This is a genomic window from Mesorhizobium sp. CAU 1741, assembly GCF_039839275.1.
GTDB lineage: Bacteria > Pseudomonadota > Alphaproteobacteria > Rhizobiales > Rhizobiaceae > Aerobium.
Window position 1 is genome coordinate 78,871 of the sequence record NZ_JBDOQP010000004.1, and the last position, 16,867, is coordinate 95,737.

The window sequence follows — 16,867 nt, forward strand, 5'->3', positions numbered from 1 at the left end:
AAGGAGGCTGACATGAAAATGAAGACACATATCAAGGCAATGCTTGGTGCCACGCTGCTTATCGGCGCGGCAGCACCGGCGATGGCCGACGAGGTCGTCATCGCCACCACCGGCGGTCTCATGCGCAACATGCTCGAAGAGCACATGTACCTGCCCTTCCAGGAAGAAACCGGCACCGAGGTCATCCCGTTCGACATTGAGGTTCCCGACCAGTGGGCCCGCACCGAAGGCATGGTGCGCAGCGGCAACATCGAGTTCGACATCGTCACCGCGACCGGGCCCGACCTTGTCGACAAGGCCGACATCCTGCTCGACATTCCGTGCGCCGACATGCCGAAAGTGGTCGAATTCGCGCTTGACGGAGCTTGCGAAAGCAAGGGCGTCGCCCGCACGACCGGCGGAATGGTGCTGACCTACAATTCCGAGGTCTTCGCCGACGAGGCGCCGCAGAACTGGGCCGATTTCTGGGACGTCGAGCGCTTCCCCGGGCCACGCGGCCTGCCCGACACCGGCGACCGCGACTGGTGGGTGCCCGCCATCGCGCTGCTGGCCGACGGCGTCGCCAAGGAAGACCTCTTCCCGATGGACATCGATCGCGCCTACGCCAAGCTCGACGAGATCCGCCCGCACATCGCCGTGTGGTGGAAGACCGGCAACCAGGTGCAGCAGATCATGCGCGACAACGAGGTCGTGATGACGATGTCCTATTCAGGCCGCTCGCTGGCCACCATCAAGGACGGCGCGCCGTTCGCGATGGCATGGGATGGCGCGCTGCGCGATACCGGCTATTTCGCCGTGCTGAAGGACTCGCCGAACCCAGAGGGCGCGCTGGCCTTCATCGACTTCTTCTACGGCAATGCCGATGGCCACCCGGAATTCATCCAGGCCGTCGGCTACGCGACGTCGTCGACGGCCGGTCTGGCACAGTTGCCGGAAGACGAGCAGAAGCTGTACGCGACCTACCCGGCCAACTACGAGGTGCTGGTCGATCCGGACTTCGCCTGGATCGGCGAGAACCGCGACATGCTGCGCGAGCGCTGGACAGCCTGGCTGACCCAGTAATCCGCGGCGAACCGCAACAAATAGAACGGCCGGCTCATCGAGCCGGCCGTTTTGCTTTTGGTAGGTGCTGTCAGGCAGCCAGCCCGAGGAAGCGCGCCACGAGAAGTGGCTGCGGCTGCATCATCGCCATCCCCGGCACGGTGCGGCAGCCGATCGCCTGTGCCTGCGCCAGGATCGGCGTCGTCACGGGCGTCATGATCACTTCCGCAACAGTGGTCGACGGGCCAAGCCGCGATGGCGATAACGGCAGCGGGTCACCGTCATGCATGCCGAGCGAGGTCGCGTTGACGACGAGGTCGAATGCCTTCGCGGGAACGTCGTCCTCGCTGGCGTGCACGTGGATGGTGGCCTTGCCTCCACGGGCGCGGATCGCCGTTGCCAGTTCCTCCGCCTTCGCCTTGTCGCGGTTGACCAGATGGATATCTCTGGCACCCACGCCGGCGAGCGCGAAGGCTATGGCGCGGCCGACGCCACCGGCCCCGACCTGCAGCACCGTAGCGTCACGCACCGCCACCTGATGCTCAGCCAGCCCCGCTAGGAACCCCTCGCCGTCGATGTTGTGCCCGGTGAGGCTGCCGTCCGCGTTGCGGCGGACGAAATTGACGGCGCCGATGTCGCGCGCGGCATCGGTCAGGTCATCGACCAGCGCGGTGGCCGCGATCTTGTGCGGGATGGTGACGCCGAAGCCCGCGACGTTCTTGATGCGGCGGATCATGGCAAGCATGTCTGCGAGATCGTCCGGCCCGACCGACAGCGGTGAGACGGCGACGTTCAACTCCATCTCCTCGAACGCCCGGTTGAGCACGTCGGAGCCGACAATGTGGCCGACGGCGTCAGCTAGGATGAACATGATGCGGGTCTGGCCGGTGATGCGCATGGGTGCCTCAGCGCGGCATCGCGGCGGCGGCGTAGGTGCCGTAGCGGGCATGCGCCTCAGCCAGTTCCCGCTCGTCGAGCAGAACCGGCTCGCCGGCCTGGCGCGCGAGAATGTATTGCCGCGCCAGCGTCTCCAGCTTGACCGTCAGGTCGAGCGCATGCTGGAGGCTGCGGCCCATGGCGATCATGCCGTGGTTGGCGAGCAGGCAGGCGAGATGCCCCTCGATCGCCTCGACCGCCGCATCGGCCAGTCCCGCCGAGCCAAACGGCTCGTAGCGCGAGCAGGGAACGTCGTTGCCGCCAAAGCTGGCGATCATGTAGTGGAAGGGCGGCATCGGCTTGCGCAGGCTGCTCAGCGCCACGCAGCAATCAGCGTGGGTGTGCACCACCGCCTCCGCTTCCGGCCGGGTGCGCAGGATACCGGTGTGAAACCGCCATTCGCTGGAGGGCTTTCCCTCGCCGCGCACGTCCCCGTCGAGCGAGACGTGGACGATCGCGTCAGGTGTCAGCCAGGCGCTGCGTCCGCCGGCGGGCGTGATCAGAGCGCCATCGCCGAAGCGCATGCTGACATTGCCGGCGCTGCCGTGGTTGAGCCCCTTGTCTTCCAGGAAGCGGACGGCGTCGATGATCGCCCTCCGCGCGCTGTTCTCGTCCACCGCCGCACCTCCATGCTGGATGATATATCATAGGATAGTCGAATTACTGCCTACCGACAATGCGCGAGGCCGGAAATCAGCACTGTAAAATCCCACGATCTGCTGCTAGAAAATCGAATTGCTTATCGCTTTGGAGGCGTCGACGATGCTTGGTATCGTGGCGGATGACTACACTGGCGGCCTGATGATCGCCGGCTATATCGAGGGCGCGGGCATCGCATGTCCGGTGCTGTTCGATCGCGAAGAGCTGGCGTCGCTCGAACCCTCGCCGGTCGTCATCGTGGCGACACGGACGCGGCTTATCCCTGCGGCAGAGGCCGTTGCAGAAGTCGAGGACATCGCGGACCGTTTCGACGCGGCGGGATGCGACCGGGTCGCCTACAAGGTCTGCGCCAGCTTCGACTCCACGGACGACGGCAATATCGGGCCGGTCGCCGACCTGCTCGCGCGTCGCTATGGCCAGCGACCGATGCTGCTCAGTGCCGGTTTTCCGCGCTTCGGCTCCACGGTGCACCAGGGCTACCTGTTCTACCGCAACCGGCTGGTCTCGGAATCGATCAAGCGGTTTGACCCGCTGACGCCGATGACCGATCCCGACATGGTACGCGTGCTCTCAAGGCAGACAAAGGGAACCGTCGGCCTCCTGCCGCACGCGGCACTGCATGCGGGCTTCGATGCGGCGCGGGCGCGCCTCGACGCGCTGGCGAACGACGGCATCGACTATGTGATGGTCGACTGCTCCGACGATTCCGACGCAGAGATGGGCGCCAGGCTCGCCGCGCCGATGCGCACCACCGTGGGCAGCGATGCGCACATCATCGCTTTCGCCAAGGCGGTGGCCGGCAGCGCGCGGGCCGAGAGCGCGCCGCTGCCCCCGCACGCCAGCGGACCGGCGGCCGTGCTCGTCGGCAGCGTCGGGCCGGTGGCCATGGCGCAGCTCGCCGCGTTTGCGCAATTGCATCCGGTGCTGACCCTCGACCTGCTCGACGGGCGCGACGAAAAAGCGCTCATCGATGATGCGCTCGCATGGGCGCAAACGCGCATCGGCGACCAGCCGCTGGCGATCACCACCGCAGCGGATACGGAGATCGTCGAACGTGCGCAGCAGGCGCATGGCGCGCTCAACGCAGCACGAAAGGCGGAGCGGCTGCTGGCCGGCGTGGCCAAGGGGCTGGTCGCGCGTGGCGTGCGGAGACTGGCGGTTGCCGGCGGCGAAACGTCGGGCTCCGTGGTCGAAGCGCTGGGTGTGCGCCGCGTGCGGGCAATGCCGGAATCGGAACTCGGCACCGGCTTCTGCGTCGTCGATGCGCCGCAGCATCTGTCACTCTACCTCAAACCGGGTAAACTCGGCGCCGACGATATTCTCCTGCGCGCCATCGAGGCCATGCGCGCATGACGGCCAACAGGAGCAGGCTGACTTGACGGATGCCCAGGCGCCCCGCGTGGATTTCTCGGCGACCCGCCCGATGCGCAAGCGCGGCGTCGAGCGCTACAACATCCTGCTTGACGCAACCGAAAGGCTGCTCGCCGACAACAGCGACGAGGACATATCGCTGGCGCAGATCGCCGAGGCCGCCGAGGTGCCGCTGGCCTCGGTCTACCACTTCTTTCCCAACCGCAACGCGGCCTTCGTGGCGTTGGCATTGCGCTTCAACGAGGAGATCTACCGGATATCGATCACGCCGCTGACCGATCCGGAACCGCAGACCTGGCAGGAACTGCTGCACATGATCCATGCGCGCGCAGCCGGCTTCCAGAATAGCCGGCCGGCCGCCCTGCGGCTGTTTCTCGGCGCCGGCGTCAGCGTCGCGGTCAGGAATGCGGACCTGTCTGGCAATGCCCGTATCGCGCGCAGCCGCGAGCGCTTCTTCGGCGCCTACTTCCACATGCCGATCATTCCCGATTTCATCGAGCGGCTGGAGATCGCGGGCTCCAGCATGGACGGCATCTGGGGACTGTCCTATGGCCGGCATGGGCGGATCACCGAGCACTACCGCAAGGAAGCGACCGCCGTGGCGATCGACTATCTGCGCCGCTTCCTGCCGGAATTCCTGCCACGCAAGCCGCTGACCCAGAAAGCGCTGGACCGCATCTTTATCCCGCTCGAGCACATGGCCGCCAACCCGTTCACGGGGACGGTGTAATCCGGCTTCAGCCGGTGAGCGGAAAGTGGCAGGCGGCCGCGGTGCCGCCGGCCTTAGGTTCGAGCACCGGCTCGCGCTCGGCGCAAAGCGGCTGGGCGCGCGGACAGCGGGTGCGGAAGCGGCAGCCGGATGGTGGCGAGGCCGGGCTCGGCACGTCGCCCTGGAGCACCTGGCGCTCGCGGGCGCGCTCCTTTTGCGGATCCGCCAGTGGAACGGCCGACAGGAGCGCCTGCGTATAGGGATGGCTTGGCGTGGCATACAGCGCGTCGCGATCGCCGACCTCCACCACCTTGCCGAGATACATCACCGCGACCCGGTCGCACAGATGGTGGACCACCGACAGGTCGTGGGCGATGAACAGGTATGACAGGCCGAACTGGTCCTGCAGATCCTTGAGCAGGTTGAGGACGCCCGCCTGGATGGAGACGTCGAGCGCAGACACCGGCTCGTCGAGGATGATCAGTTCGGGGCTGAGCGCCAATGCCCGCGCAATGCCGATGCGCTGGCGCTGGCCGCCGGAGAATTCGTGCGGGTAGCGGTCGGCATGGCCGGGGTCGAGCTTGACGAGACGCAGCAATTCATCGACGCGGGCGCGCTTCTGCGCCGCGTTCATCGTTGTCAGCCGCAATGGCTCGGCGATGATGTCGCGGGTGCGCATGCGTGGATGCAACGAGGCGTGCGGGTCCTGGAAGACGAACTGGATGCGTGCGCGCAGTGGCCGCATCTGGTGGTGGTCGAGGCGCGCAAGATCGGTCTCCTCGAACATCACCTCGCCGGATGTCGGCTTCAGAAGTCGCGCCACGCATCGCGCGAGCGTGGACTTGCCGCACCCCGATTCGCCGACGAGGCCCAGCGTCTCGCCGCGCGCGATCTCGAAGCTGACATCGGAGACCGCGCGCACGGCTCCCGTCGCCCGGCCCAGAAGCCCGCCGCTGATCGGGAATTCCTTGACGAGATTGCGCACCGCAAGCAGCGGCGCGGCGTCGTCCGCTGCGGGATCGCGGGGGGCGGACATCGGGTCAAGCATCGTGCACGCTCATCTCTTCGGCCTGTCCGGCGGCGACCTCCTCGGCGCGATGGCAGGCAACGGTCGTGGCGCCCACCTGGCGCAGGACGGGACGCTCCGCGCGGCAGATGTCGATGGCGTAGCCGCAGCGCGGATGAAAGGCGCAGCCGGCCGGCCGCGCGCTGATCGGCGGCGGCGCGCCGGGAATCGCCCGAAGCCGCTCCACCCGCGCATCGGGCTGCGGCAGGCTGCCAAGCAATCCCTTCGTGTAGGGGTGATGCGGCGCGGCGAAGACATCGTCGACCAGCCCACGTTCGACGACGCGGCCCGAATACATGATCGACAGGCTTCGCGCGGCACCGGCCACCACGCCGAGATCGTGCGTCACCAGCACGATGCCGACGCCCCTGTCCTGCCGCAGCTTCTCAAGCAGTTCCATGATCTGCGCCTGGATGGTGACGTCGAGCGCCGTGGTCGGCTCGTCGGCGATCAGCAGGTCGGGCTCGTTCGCCATCGCCATGGCGATCACGGCGCGCTGGCGCATGCCGCCCGAGAATTCGTGCGGGTATTGTGTGGCGCGTTTCTCGGGCATCGGGATCGCAACGAGCTGCAGCAGTTCGACGGCGCGTGCGCGCGACTGCGCGCGGCTGACCTGTGGCCTGTGGATGCGCACCGCCTCGGCGATCTGGTCGCCGATCGTCAAAAGCGGGTTGAGCGCCGTCATCGGGTCCTGGAAGATGTAGCCGATGCGGACGCCGCGCACCTTGCGCATCTGGCGGTCGCTGAGCCCGACGAGTTCGCGGCCGTCGAGCTTGATCGACCCCGAAAGGCGCGCGCCAGGCGACAACAGGCCCATCACCGCCAGCATGGTCACGCTCTTTCCGGAGCCGGATTCGCCCACAACGCCATGCAGTTCGCCAGCGCTCACCGTCAGGTCGACGCCGCTGACCGCCTCGAAGGCCTCGCCGTGGCGGCCCGCAAACGAGACGCTCAGGTCGCGTATCTCCAGAAGCGGCGCCGTCATTTCGACCTCGGGTCGAGGAAGTCGCGCAGCCCGTCGCCGAGGAAGTTGAAGCCGAGCACGATCGACAGGATGGCGATGCCGGGGCCTGCGGCGATCCACCAGCGATAGAAATGCAGCGCGCCGTCGGAGATCATCTGGCCCCACTCCGGCGTCGGCGGAGCGGCACCCAGGCCTATGAAGGAGAGGCTGGCGACGAGCAGCACCACCTGGCCGAAATCCATCGTCGCATTGACGATGATCGGGCTCCAGCACAAGGGAAGGATGTGCTTGACCAGCACGCGGGGCCGGGTCGCGCCGGCCGCCACCGCGGCCTCGACATGCTCACGCTCGCGCACCGACAGAACCTGCGCACGCATCAACCGCGCATAGATCGGCCACCACACGATCACCATCGCAATCGCGGCGTTGCCGAGACCGGGGCCGAGCGCCGCCGTCACCGCCATTGCCAGCAGGATCGGCGGGAAGGACAGCGTCACGTCGACGAGCCGCATGATGACGCTGTCGACGATGCCCCCGACGAAGCCCGCGATCGCTCCGAGCGTGCAACCGATGAGTACGGCGCAGACGATCACCATCGCCGCGATCGGCAGCGAATGACGCACGCCATAGAGCGTGCGGGTCAAGACGTCGCGGCCGAGTGCGTCCGTGCCAAGCCAGTGTTCGGCGTTGGGCGGCTGGAAGCGCATGCCGGCCAGCATCGTCGGCTCGTAGGGCGACCATAGCGGTATGGTGATGCCGACCACGATCCAGAACAGCAGGATCGCGCCGCCGAGGATGACCGGCAGCGTCGCCCATTGCGGCAGGAAGACGCGGCGGCGTGCTTTCGGTGCGGCGATGACGCTCATGCCCCCTCCTGCCGCGAGAGTTTCACCCGCGGATCGACCAGCGCATAGGCGATGTCGGTCAGCAGATTGGTGATCAGGAACGCGGCGCCGCCGACGATGGTGACGCCGACGATGGCGGGATTGTCGAGGCCGCGCGCCGCGGCAACCGCGTACGAGCCGATACCGGGCCATGAGAAGATGGTCTCGGTCAGGATCGCGCCGGTGATGAGATAGGCGAACGAGAAGCCGAGGATGGTCAGCGTCGGCAGCATGGCGTTGCGAAGCGCATGGTGGATCAGCACGCGCAGCGGCCCCGCCCCCTTTGCGCGTGCGGCGAGTATGTATTCCTGGCCGAGCACGTCGAGCATCGAGGCGCGGACCATGCGCGAGACGATGCCGGTGACCGTCCAGCCGAGCACGCTTGCCGGAAGGATCAGTTGCATCAGCACGCTGCGGAAGCCGGCCCAGTCGCCCGCCGCCAGCGTGTCGATGGTGTAGAAGCCGGTGAGGAAAGGGGGCGCGATTGCACGGGAATCGATGCGGCCGGGCCCCGGTAGCCAGCCGAGCTGTACGGAGAAGATGAAAAGCACGAGCAGCCCAGACCAGAAAACCGGCGCCGATGCGCCGACGAGGGCGAAGAACCGGGCGATGTTGTCGATCGGCCCGTCGCGAAAACGCGCCGCCAGTACGCCGAGCACGACGCCGAAGGTGGTGCCAAGGATCATCGCCGCGATCACGAGTTCCAGCGTCGCCGGCAGACGGACCATCAGGTCCTGCGACACCGGCTGGCGGGTGCGGAACGACGTTCCCATGTCGCCCTGGAGGAGATTTCCGAGGTAGATGACGTAGCGCTCGGGCAGTGAGCGGTCGAGGCCCCACCGTTCGCGCGCGGCCTCGACCACCGCCGGATTGTTCATCTGGCGCTCGCCGATGATCGAAGTCAAAGGATCGGCCGCCGTGAAATAGGTCAGCAGGAAGGCAACCGTAATGACGCCGAGCAGGAGCAGTGGCATCGCGATGAGACGCCTGAGAATATAGGTCGACATCGCGATGCCCTTTTGCCGGTCGCTTGCTTACTTGCGGCTGAGTTCCGCCAGCGGCAGGTTGCAGCACGCGCTGTAGCGTACCCCTTCTATCTCGTTGCGATAAGCCAGAATGAGATTCGGGCTGACCACCGGCACGATGATACGGTCCTTGATCATCTCCATCGCGATCTCGTGGTAGAGCTCGTTCATCTTGTCGCCGGACGCGGCAAGCGCCTGCTGGAAAAGCTCGGTTTCACGGTCGTTGACGAGATCCACCTTGCCCTGGCCGCTTGCATTGCGCTCCCAATATGTGTCGGCCAGCATGCCGAAGAACTGGACGTACTGGGCCGAACCGAAATAGTCGGGAGCGTAGAAGCGCGCGCTGAACGGAATGCCGGGATTGGCGATCTGTTCGCGCCAGACGGCCGAGGCGACCGGCTGGATGTTGATGGTTACGTTGATGCGCGCCAGATCCTGCTGGAGCTTTTGCATCAGCAGCGTCAGGTCGACGCCATAAACGTTGAGCTGCGCCACGGTGATGTCGAGGGTGAAGCCGTCCTCGAGCCCCTTGGACGCGAGAAGCTCACGCGCCTTCTCGAGATTCTCCTCGGGCATCGGCAGGCCTTCTGTGCCGGGGAAGCCGTTGGGGATCGGCGCCGCCTGCAGTTCGCCCTCGCCGCCGACGGTGAAGTCGATCGCGCCCTGATAGTCGATGGCGTAGGCCAGTGCCTGGCGCACTTCGAGATCAAGCATCTCGCCGCCTTGAGCCCCGGGGGAGAACATCACGTAGATGAAGTTGTAGGACGGCACGGTCTCGATGGTGATGTCCGGCGAGTTGATCGTCGAGGCGGTGTCCGGATCGACCTGCATGGCGATGTCGGCACCGCCGCTCTGCAGCATCTGCGCCTGCGACACGGCATCGGCCACCTGGTCGATGACGATGTCGGTGATCGGCGGGGCATCACCCCAATAGTTCTCGTTGACGCGGAAGCGCAGTTCGTCGTCCGGGCGGTAGGTGTCCAGCACATAGGGGCCGCTGCCGGCCGAGTTGGCCAGGAACCATGTCTCGGCCTGGTCGGCCGAGGATGCGTCCTCGCCGGCCGTCGCGCCGTTTTCCATCGCGACGTCGCTGTTGATGATGCCGACATAGGGTGCAGCCAGGATGCCGATGAACTCGGAATTCGGGTTCTCCATGTTCACCACGACGGTCTTGTCGTCCGGCGTCTCGATCGACGCCAGCCCGTTCATCATGAAGGATGGGTCGGCTTGGATGTTCTTCAGCCGCTCGAACGTCCACTTGACGTCCTTGGCCTCGACCGGGCTGCCGTCGGAGAAGACGGCATCGGGGTCAAGCGTGAAGGTGAACTGCGTCTGGTCCTCGTTGGTCGTCCACTCGGTGGCGAGCAACGGCTCGACCGAACGGTCGTCAGCGGCCAGCTTGACCAGACCCTGATAGGTCGAGCTCAGATAGATCTGGCAGGTGTCGCAGAACGCGCGGTGCGGATCGAGCGAGTTGATCTCGAGGTTGCGCGCGATGACCAGTGGCTGATCCTGCGCGATGGCCGCGCCAGGCATCGCGGTCGCGGCGAGCGTGGCGGCTCCCGTCCCGGCGAGAAGGAAATTCCTTAGTCGTGATGTCATGACAGTCTCCCATTGTTGTCGTTCAGTGATGGATGGAGCCGGCCTCTCGTGTTCTTGCTCTTGTCGAGAGACAGTCCCGTCGCCGCGTTCAGTTGGTCTTTTGAAGAAGCTCCCTTGCAATCGCGGTCACGCCGTCGGCGTCGAGCCGGTAGTGGGCGTAAAGCGCGGCGGGCGGGCCGATCAGCGAGAACTCGTCCATGATGCCGTGGCGGCGGAACGGAATACGGTCCTCTTCGACCAGCACCTCGGCGACGGCCGAGCCAAGGCCTCCAACCACGTTGTGCTCCTCGACGGTGAGGATGGCGCGGGTCTCGCGCGCCGCCGCGCGGATCGCGTCAGCGTCGAGCGGCTTGATCGTGTGCATGTCGAGGACCCGCACGCTCTTCCCTTCATCGGCCAACCGATCGGCCGCCGCCAGCGAGGCATGCACCTGCGAGCCGGTGGCGATGATGGTCAGGTCGCTGCCCTCGCGCAGCGTCGAGGCCTTGCCGAAGGCGAAATCGGCTGGAACCTCGCCATAGACTTCCGCGTCGCGACCACGGCCGAGGCGAATGTACATCGCGCCCGGATGGTCGACGGAGGCGCGCAGGATAGCCCGAAGCTGGTTGGCGTCCGCGGCGCACACCACAGTCAGGTCGGCGATGCTGCGCATCATGCCGAGGTCTTCGGTCGAATGATGGCTGGTGCCGTAGAAGCCCATCGAGATACCGGAGTGGTGCCCGATGATGCGCACCGGCATGCGCGGATAGGCGCAGTCGGTCTTGATCGCCTCGGCGCCGAGGATGGCTGCGAATGACGCGAAGGTCGCCACGTAAGGCACCATGCCGCACGACGCCATGCCGGCGGCGGCGGTGATCATGTTGCGCTCGGCGATGCCGAAATCGATGAAGCGGGCGGGGTGGCGGTTGGCGAAGTCGCGGGTGCGGCTGGAATTCGCGAGGTCGGCGGTCGCCACGACGATGCGCGGATCGCTTTCCGCGAGGTCGGCGAGCTCGTCGCCGAGGATGAAGGCCGGCATCGACTTGGCTGGCGTTCCGCGCACGGACTTCTCGTCCTTGAGGCGCAGCTCGTTGTCGTCGCCGCGAAAGAGCGTGCTCTGGTCCTGTCCTGCAGCGCTCATCATGCCTTCTCCGTCTCGAGAGGCTTCAGCCCCGCCTCGATTTCCGACCAGGCGTCGTCATAGTCGGCGCCGACGAGGTTTCCGACATGCCAGTCGAGCGACAGCTCCATGTATTTGACCCCGCGGCCCTTGATCGTGTCGGCGATGATCATCTGCGGCTTGCCCTCGCCTGCCGGCTTCAGCGCGCCGAGCGTCGCCAGAACCGCCGCCATGTCGTGGCCGTCGATGCGCTTGACGTCCCAACCGAACGAGGTGAAGCGGTCGACCAGCGGCTCGACCGACATGACCTTTTCGGTCGGCCCGTCGATCGAAAGCTGGTTGCGGTCGACGATGCCGACCAGCCCCTGCAGTTTGAAATGGCCAGCGGCCATCGCGGCTTCCCAGATCTGGCCCTCGTTGAGCTCGCCATCGCCGAGCATGCAATAGGTTCGGTAATCGCGCCCCGCAAGCCGCCCGGCCAGCGCCATGCCGAGGGCGACGGACAGGCCGTGCCCGAGCGAGCCGGAGGAGAAATCGATGCCTGGGATCTTCTTCATGTCCGGATGGTCGCCGAAGGCGCTGCCGAGCCGGGTGAAATCATCGAGTTTCGATGGTGGATAGAAGCCGAGGTCGGCCAGCACCGGATAGAGCCCGATCGCCGCATGGCCCTTGCTCAGCACGAAGCGGTCGCGATCCTCCCATTTGGGATTTGCCGGGTCGATGCGCAGATGGGCGTAGTAGAGTGCGGCCAGCAATTCGGCCGCCGAAAACGTGCTGGAGTAGTGCCCCGCTCCCGCGATGCGGGTCAGGCGAAGCGTTTCGAGGCGGATGAACCTGGCGCGATCGGCCAGATGGGCCTCGGAAAAATTGCGACGGTCAGCAGCTTGCGACTGGGCGCTCACGACAGGACACCTCCCATTGGATACATGATATATCTATGACGAAGCCGGTCAACCGGCTTTTGCAGTGAGCCCGTCATAGGACCGCGCCACCGCGCTGAAGACCTCCTCGGTGATCTGCAGCGTCTCATCGATCACCGCGCTGGTGTGGGCGGTCGACAGGAACATGGTGTGCGTGGGATGGAAATAGACGCCGCGCTGCAGCGCTTCCTGACAGAAAAGGTTGCCGAGGCTGCGGTCGTCGTCGCCGTCGAACAGCAGGACCGGCATTTGCACAGGGCCACTTTGGCGCAGCGGCAGGCCGTATTTGCGCGCCTGAGCCTGCAGCCCGTCGCGCAGGCGCTGGCCGGACGTCGTCATTTGCCCGACGCCATCGGTGTCGCGCAGCTTGGTGATCGTCGCGATCGAGGCGGCCATCGACACGCCGGCGGTCCAGAAAGACCCTGTGGTGAATATCTGCTTGGCGCCTTCGCGAAACCGGTCGTTGCCGGTCACGGCGGCCAGTGCGCGGCCATTGGCGATCGCCTTGCTCCATGCGGCAAGGTCGGGCTTGACGCCGACCAGCTCCCAGCTTCCGCCCATGGCGAGCCGGAAGCCGGCACGCACGTCGTCGACGATCAGCGCGGCGTCCGCGGCGTCGGCGATCCGGCGTGCAGCCTGCGCGAACTCGCGCGTCGGCAAAACGTGGTCCTTGCCGAGATCGTGCTTGAAGGCCGAGACGATGATGGCGGCGAGATCACCCTCGACCGAAGCAGCGGCCGCTTCGAGGCTTGCGGCGTCGTTGTAGTCGTAATGGACGAGATGGGCGCGGTCCTCCTCGGTGACGCCCGCCACGGACGGCGTGCACCACGGAATGGCGCCATGATAGGCGCCACGGGCGACGAGAATCTTGCGCCGTCCGGTGCCGGCACGCGCGATGGTCACGCAGGCGGTGGTGGCGTCGGTGCCGTTCTTGGAAAACATCGCCCAGTCGGCATGGCTGACAGTGTCGACGAGCAGCTCGGCGAGCTCGACGAGGCGCGGCGTCGGGCCATTCAGCCCATCACCCTCTGCCCGCTGGCGCGCGGCTGCCTCCTCGACGTCGGGATCGGCATAGCCGAGGATCATCGGGCCCCAGGCGCACATGTAGTCGATATAGGAGCGGCCGTCGGCGTCCCAGGTCCGGCATCCCTCACCGCGCGAGAAATATTGCGGATAGCCCGCCGGTACACGCGCCGCGTTCTGGTGGCCCCACATGCCGCCGGGGATGACCTTGGCTGCACGCGCCCGCAGCGCGGCGTCTATAGAGTGCTGATCCATGTTTCCTACCCAGCAAGAGGTTTGCTCGTTTTTGATATATCATGTATCGTTGAGGGGCAAGGGGCTTCATTGAATCGGGTGTGGACCAAGATGCTGGACCTCGGGAAAGCGCCGGTGGTACGTACCGGCATAGCGGGCGGACCGCGCCGGAACTCGAGGTATACATGCAAGGCCTGACGGATGTGCAGTCGAAGAGCCTCTCTGCTCAAATATACGCACAATTGAAGCACCAGCTCATGGCCGCGCGGCTGCAGCCGGGAGACCGGTTGAAGATACGAGACCTGGCACAAACACTGGGAACAAGCGAGACCCCGGTGCGCGAGGCCCTGCTACAGCTTGTCCGCGACGGCGCGCTGGAGATGAAGCCCGGCTATTACATTCGCGTTCGCCGGCTGACCTTGCGCGAATACATGGAGCTGCGCGAGATCAGGCTGCTGCTGGAGCCGCACGCTGCCGCCAAGGCGCTGCCCAACATCGACGAGAGCTTCGTCGCGGAATTGGAGCAGCTGCATGAAGCGCTAATCCGCGCTGAGCTGGAAAAGGACTATCCGGCGGCGCTGCTGGCCAATTACGAGTTCCACTTCTCGGTCTACCGCAAGTCCGAGATGCCGCAGCTCATCGATATCCTCGAGCGGCTGTGGGTCCAGACCGGACCGCTGCTCAACCTGCTCTATCCGTTCGGCCACCCAAGCTATGACGGGCCACACCAGCACCTCAACGTCATCGCCGCGCTACGCAACCGCGACGCCGACGCGCTCGCCGACGCCTTCAGGTACGACCTCACCGAAGGCGGCCGCAGCTTCGTGCGCTACCTGGAAAGCATCGAAGCTCCGTCCTGACGCCCGGTCGCCCAAGGACGCCCGTCAGATGATGGCCTGGCGAACCTTTGCCGACAACCATTCCGACAGCACGACGGTGGCGAGGATGACGGCGAAGATGACCGTCACTTCCGCCCAGGCCAGCCGTGCCAGCGACGATTCGAGGGCGACACCGATGCCGCCCGCGCCGACGAGGCCGAGGATGGTCGACTCGCGGATGTTGATATCCCAGCGGAACACCGAGATGCCGGCGAAGGCGGGCAGGATCTGCGGCACGATCGCGTAGTCCATCACCTGCCAGCGCGATGCGCCGGTGGCGGTCACCGCCTCCACCTGGCTCTCGTCGATCTCCTCGATCGCCTCGTAGAGCAGCTTGCCGACGAAGCCGATCGACCGCAGTGCGATGGCGACGATGCCGGCGAGCAGCCCCGGCCCGATGATCGCCACCAGCAGCAGCGCCCAGATCAGCGAGTTGATCGAACGCGAGGCGACGATGACCAGCAGTGCGAGCGGCCGGATGAACGTCGTGCTCGGCGTCGTGTTGCTGGCCGCCAGGAAGGCGACGGGAATGGCGATGATCACGCCCATGATCGTGCCCAGCGTCGCCATGTTGAGCGTGTCCCACAGAGGCAGCCACAGGCGTTCCATGTAGGTCCAGCGCGGAGGCCATGCCCGCGACAGCAGGTCGCCGGCCTGGCGCGGTGCGTCCTCGACGAACATCCAGATCGTGTTCTTGTTCATCACCTGCCAGCAGAAGACGAACAGCACGACGAGCGCCAGCCAGCCGAGCCAAAGGCCCCATTGCGCGCGGGTGGTGCGGCGGCGCCAGACCGGACGGTCGTCTGTCGTGATTACCGGCATCACTGTACCCACTTGCGAACGTGGCTGGACGAATATTCGGCCAGCATCACGATGATGATGATCAGGATGAGGATGGCGCCGGCGGTATCGTATTCGTAACGGTCCATCGCTGTCGTCAGCGTCGCACCGATGCCGCCCGCCCCCACGATGCCGATAACCGCGCTCTCGCGGAAATTGATGTCGAGGCGATAGAGCGACAGACCGATCAGCCTCGGCATAACCTGCGGCTGTATGGCGTAGTTGATGACCTGCCACCAGCTCGCTCCCGTCGCGCGCACCGCTTCGGCCTGCGCCTCGTCGATGTCCTCAATGTCTTCTGCGAGCAGCTTCGACAGGAAACCGATGGTGGCGAAGGTGAGCGTCAGGAAGCCGGCAAACGGTCCGAAGCCGAACATGGCCACGAACAGGATGGCGATGATGATTTCCTGGAAGGAACGCGACACCGCGATGATCGCGCGGCACACCGCGTAGATCGGCAGCGGCGCGACGTTGCGTGCCGCGCCGATGCCGATCGGGATCGAGATCAGCACGCCAACGACGGTCGAGGTGACCGTCATCGTCAGGCTCTCCTCCATGCCCTGCCAGATATCGCGTGCGCGGCTGGTGAAGTCGGGGACGAGGAAGCCCTGGATGAAGCGCCAGCCGCGTTCCAGCCCCTCGTATACGCGCATCCAGTTGACATCGATCGTCGAGAGCGCGGCGGCGAGATAGACCAGCGCGCCGATGTAGAGCAGCCGGCGCAACCAGGTGCGCTTGACGAACATCGGCGGCCGGCGCCATTTGCGGGACGTCTGGACCGCGCTCATCAGGCCAGGCCCGCCATGCGCTCTTCCTGCGCGCGTGCTTCTTCTTCCTCCTCCGCGTCGTCGTCCCGCTCGCGGCGCATCTGTGTCCAATCCTCCTCGCCGTAGATCGCCGTCAGCGCATCGTTGTCGAGCGTGTCGGGCGCTCCGTCGAACACCACCTCGCCGGCGCGCAGGCCGATGATGCGGTCGACGAACATCTGCGCCAGCACGACGTCGTGGATGTTGATGATCGCCGGCAGGTTGCGCTCCCGGCAGATTTCGCCGATCAGGCGCATGATCTGTCGCGAGGTCTTGGGATCGAGCGAGGCGGTCGGTTCGTCGATCAGCAGCAGCTCGGGGTCCTGCTCGAGCGCCCTGGCGATGCCGACGCGCTGGCGCTGGCCGCCGGAAAGGGCGTCGGCGCGCTTGTCGGCATGGTCGGTCAGCCCGACGCGGCCCAGCAGCGCGAACGCCTTGTCGACGTCGTCTTGCGGAAAGCGCCGCGAGAACGAGCGCCAGAACGGAACGTAGCCGAGACGGCCCGACAGCACGTTCTCCATCACCGTCAGCCGCTCGACCAGTGCATATTCCTGGAAGATCATGCCGATGCGACGGCGAATGCGGCGCAATTCACTGCGGCTGGCCGTGGCGATGTCGCGGTCGCCGAGCAGGATCTTGCCGGAGGTCGGCTCGACGAGGCGATTGACGCAGCGGATCAGCGTCGATTTTCCCGCCCCCGAGGGCCCAATCAGGCCTACGACCTGACCGGCCTCGACCGTGAAGGAGACGCCCTGCAGGGCGCGATCCCCGGTTCGGTACTGCTTGGCGAGATTCTCGATGCGAAGCAT

General features: G+C 65.9%; 17 protein-coding genes. 4 read left to right on the top strand and 13 right to left on the bottom strand.

Features of this window, described 5'->3' with window-relative positions; all coding sequences use genetic code 11:
- Positions 1-18 precede the first annotated feature (18 nt).
- Positions 19-1,062 carry an extracellular solute-binding protein gene (locus AAFN84_RS16885; protein WP_347516210.1) on the top strand — a complete coding sequence of 348 codons (1,044 nt, stop codon included), beginning with the start codon at positions 19-21 and terminating at the stop codon, positions 1,060-1,062.
- Positions 1,063-1,132: 70 nt separating this feature from the next.
- On the opposite strand, the gene AAFN84_RS16890 is transcribed toward AAFN84_RS16885, so the two are convergent.
- Both AAFN84_RS16890 and AAFN84_RS16895 read right to left on the bottom strand, forming a co-directional pair.
- Positions 1,133-1,939: a shikimate dehydrogenase gene (locus AAFN84_RS16890; protein ID WP_347515803.1), complete on the bottom strand. Its 807-nt coding sequence runs from the start codon at positions 1,937-1,939 to the stop codon at positions 1,133-1,135.
- A gap of 7 nt (positions 1,940-1,946) precedes the next feature.
- Positions 1,947-2,594 (bottom strand): class II aldolase/adducin family protein, encoded by a 648-nt coding sequence (locus tag AAFN84_RS16895; RefSeq protein ID WP_347515804.1) that lies wholly within the window; start codon positions 2,592-2,594, stop codon positions 1,947-1,949.
- Between the two features lie 145 nt (positions 2,595-2,739).
- Here AAFN84_RS16895 and AAFN84_RS16900 point away from each other — a divergent pair, with 145 nt between their 5' ends.
- Positions 2,740-3,990 carry a four-carbon acid sugar kinase family protein gene (locus tag AAFN84_RS16900; RefSeq protein ID WP_347515805.1) on the top strand — a complete coding sequence of 417 codons (1,251 nt, stop codon included), beginning with the start codon at positions 2,740-2,742 and terminating at the stop codon, positions 3,988-3,990.
- Between the two features lie 22 nt (positions 3,991-4,012).
- Positions 4,013-4,738 carry a TetR/AcrR family transcriptional regulator gene (locus tag AAFN84_RS16905; RefSeq protein ID WP_347515806.1) on the top strand — a complete coding sequence of 242 codons (726 nt, stop codon included), beginning with the start codon at positions 4,013-4,015 and terminating at the stop codon, positions 4,736-4,738.
- Between the two features lie 7 nt (positions 4,739-4,745).
- Here the strand turns inward: AAFN84_RS16905 and AAFN84_RS16910 are convergent, their stop codons facing one another.
- From AAFN84_RS16910 to AAFN84_RS16945, 8 genes are all read right to left on the bottom strand, one after another.
- A complete protein-coding gene (locus AAFN84_RS16910) occupies positions 4,746-5,765 on the bottom strand; it encodes an oligopeptide/dipeptide ABC transporter ATP-binding protein (protein ID WP_347515807.1) in 1,020 nt (339 codons plus the stop codon).
- Entirely contained in the window at positions 5,758-6,768 is a 1,011-nt protein-coding gene (locus AAFN84_RS16915; protein ID WP_347515808.1) for an ABC transporter ATP-binding protein, read from the bottom strand. Before AAFN84_RS16915 ends, AAFN84_RS16910 begins: the two co-directional genes overlap by 8 nt.
- On the bottom strand, positions 6,765-7,613 hold the full coding sequence (locus AAFN84_RS16920) for an ABC transporter permease (RefSeq protein WP_347515809.1): 849 nt from the start codon (positions 7,611-7,613) through the stop codon (positions 6,765-6,767). The genes AAFN84_RS16915 and AAFN84_RS16920 overlap by 4 nt, the downstream gene beginning before the upstream one ends.
- Complete coding sequence (locus AAFN84_RS16925) at positions 7,610-8,638, bottom strand: ABC transporter permease (RefSeq protein ID WP_347515810.1); 1,029 nt, start codon at positions 8,636-8,638, stop codon at positions 7,610-7,612. The genes AAFN84_RS16920 and AAFN84_RS16925 overlap by 4 nt, the downstream gene beginning before the upstream one ends.
- A gap of 27 nt (positions 8,639-8,665) precedes the next feature.
- Complete coding sequence (locus tag AAFN84_RS16930) at positions 8,666-10,258, bottom strand: ABC transporter substrate-binding protein (protein WP_347515811.1); 1,593 nt, start codon at positions 10,256-10,258, stop codon at positions 8,666-8,668.
- A gap of 88 nt (positions 10,259-10,346) precedes the next feature.
- A complete protein-coding gene (locus AAFN84_RS16935) occupies positions 10,347-11,378 on the bottom strand; it encodes a transketolase C-terminal domain-containing protein (protein WP_347515812.1) in 1,032 nt (343 codons plus the stop codon).
- The gene (locus tag AAFN84_RS16940) at positions 11,378-12,259 is read right to left on the bottom strand and encodes a transketolase (RefSeq protein WP_347515813.1); all 882 of its coding nucleotides are present in this window, start codon (positions 12,257-12,259) and stop codon (positions 11,378-11,380) included. The genes AAFN84_RS16935 and AAFN84_RS16940 overlap by 1 nt, the downstream gene beginning before the upstream one ends.
- A 48-nt stretch (positions 12,260-12,307) precedes the next feature.
- On the bottom strand, positions 12,308-13,555 hold the full coding sequence (locus tag AAFN84_RS16945; RefSeq protein WP_347515815.1) for an aminotransferase class III-fold pyridoxal phosphate-dependent enzyme: 1,248 nt from the start codon (positions 13,553-13,555) through the stop codon (positions 12,308-12,310).
- A gap of 164 nt (positions 13,556-13,719) precedes the next feature.
- Here AAFN84_RS16945 and AAFN84_RS16950 point away from each other — a divergent pair, with 164 nt between their 5' ends.
- Positions 13,720-14,394 carry a GntR family transcriptional regulator gene (locus AAFN84_RS16950; RefSeq protein ID WP_347515816.1) on the top strand — a complete coding sequence of 225 codons (675 nt, stop codon included), beginning with the start codon at positions 13,720-13,722 and terminating at the stop codon, positions 14,392-14,394.
- Positions 14,395-14,418: 24 nt separating this feature from the next.
- Here the strand turns inward: AAFN84_RS16950 and phnE (AAFN84_RS16955) are convergent, their stop codons facing one another.
- From phnE (AAFN84_RS16955) to phnC, 3 genes are read right to left on the bottom strand one after another with little or no spacing between them, the layout of a single operon-like run.
- Positions 14,419-15,234, bottom strand: a complete 816-nt coding sequence (gene phnE / locus AAFN84_RS16955; protein ID WP_347515817.1) for a phosphonate ABC transporter, permease protein PhnE — start codon at positions 15,232-15,234, stop codon at positions 14,419-14,421.
- Positions 15,234-16,040 carry a phosphonate ABC transporter, permease protein PhnE gene (gene phnE / locus AAFN84_RS16960; protein ID WP_347515818.1) on the bottom strand — a complete coding sequence of 269 codons (807 nt, stop codon included), beginning with the start codon at positions 16,038-16,040 and terminating at the stop codon, positions 15,234-15,236. The genes phnE (AAFN84_RS16955) and phnE (AAFN84_RS16960) overlap by 1 nt, the downstream gene beginning before the upstream one ends.
- Positions 16,040-16,867, bottom strand: coding sequence for a phosphonate ABC transporter ATP-binding protein (gene phnC, locus AAFN84_RS16965; RefSeq protein WP_347515819.1), 828 nt, complete (start codon positions 16,865-16,867; stop codon positions 16,040-16,042). Before phnC ends, phnE (AAFN84_RS16960) begins: the two co-directional genes overlap by 1 nt.

What these genes read in the sequence shown, in the direction of transcription:
- AAFN84_RS16890 (WP_347515803.1), bottom strand. Translation starts at nt 1,939, where the DNA reads ATGCGCATCACCGGCCAGACCCGCATCATGTTCATCCTAGCTGACGCC.
- AAFN84_RS16950 (WP_347515816.1), top strand. Translation starts at nt 13,720, where the DNA reads ATGCAAGGCCTGACGGATGTGCAGTCGAAGAGCCTCTCTGCTCAAATA.
- AAFN84_RS16945 (WP_347515815.1), bottom strand. Translation starts at nt 13,555, where the DNA reads ATGGATCAGCACTCTATAGACGCCGCGCTGCGGGCGCGTGCAGCCAAG.
- phnE (WP_347515818.1), bottom strand. Translation starts at nt 16,040, where the DNA reads ATGAGCGCGGTCCAGACGTCCCGCAAATGGCGCCGGCCGCCGATGTTC.
- AAFN84_RS16930 (WP_347515811.1), bottom strand. Translation starts at nt 10,258, where the DNA reads ATGACATCACGACTAAGGAATTTCCTTCTCGCCGGGACGGGAGCCGCC.
- AAFN84_RS16900 (WP_347515805.1), top strand. Translation starts at nt 2,740, where the DNA reads ATGCTTGGTATCGTGGCGGATGACTACACTGGCGGCCTGATGATCGCC.
- AAFN84_RS16925 (WP_347515810.1), bottom strand. Translation starts at nt 8,638, where the DNA reads ATGTCGACCTATATTCTCAGGCGTCTCATCGCGATGCCACTGCTCCTG.
- AAFN84_RS16915 (WP_347515808.1), bottom strand. Translation starts at nt 6,768, where the DNA reads ATGACGGCGCCGCTTCTGGAGATACGCGACCTGAGCGTCTCGTTTGCG.
- AAFN84_RS16910 (WP_347515807.1), bottom strand. Translation starts at nt 5,765, where the DNA reads ATGCTTGACCCGATGTCCGCCCCCCGCGATCCCGCAGCGGACGACGCC.
- phnE (WP_347515817.1), bottom strand. Translation starts at nt 15,234, where the DNA reads ATGCCGGTAATCACGACAGACGACCGTCCGGTCTGGCGCCGCCGCACC.
- AAFN84_RS16935 (WP_347515812.1), bottom strand. Translation starts at nt 11,378, where the DNA reads ATGAGCGCTGCAGGACAGGACCAGAGCACGCTCTTTCGCGGCGACGAC.
- AAFN84_RS16920 (WP_347515809.1), bottom strand. Translation starts at nt 7,613, where the DNA reads ATGAGCGTCATCGCCGCACCGAAAGCACGCCGCCGCGTCTTCCTGCCG.
- phnC (WP_347515819.1), bottom strand. Translation starts at nt 16,867, where the DNA reads ATGCTTCGCATCGAGAATCTCGCCAAGCAGTACCGAACCGGGGATCGC.
- AAFN84_RS16885 (WP_347516210.1), top strand. Translation starts at nt 19, where the DNA reads ATGAAGACACATATCAAGGCAATGCTTGGTGCCACGCTGCTTATCGGC.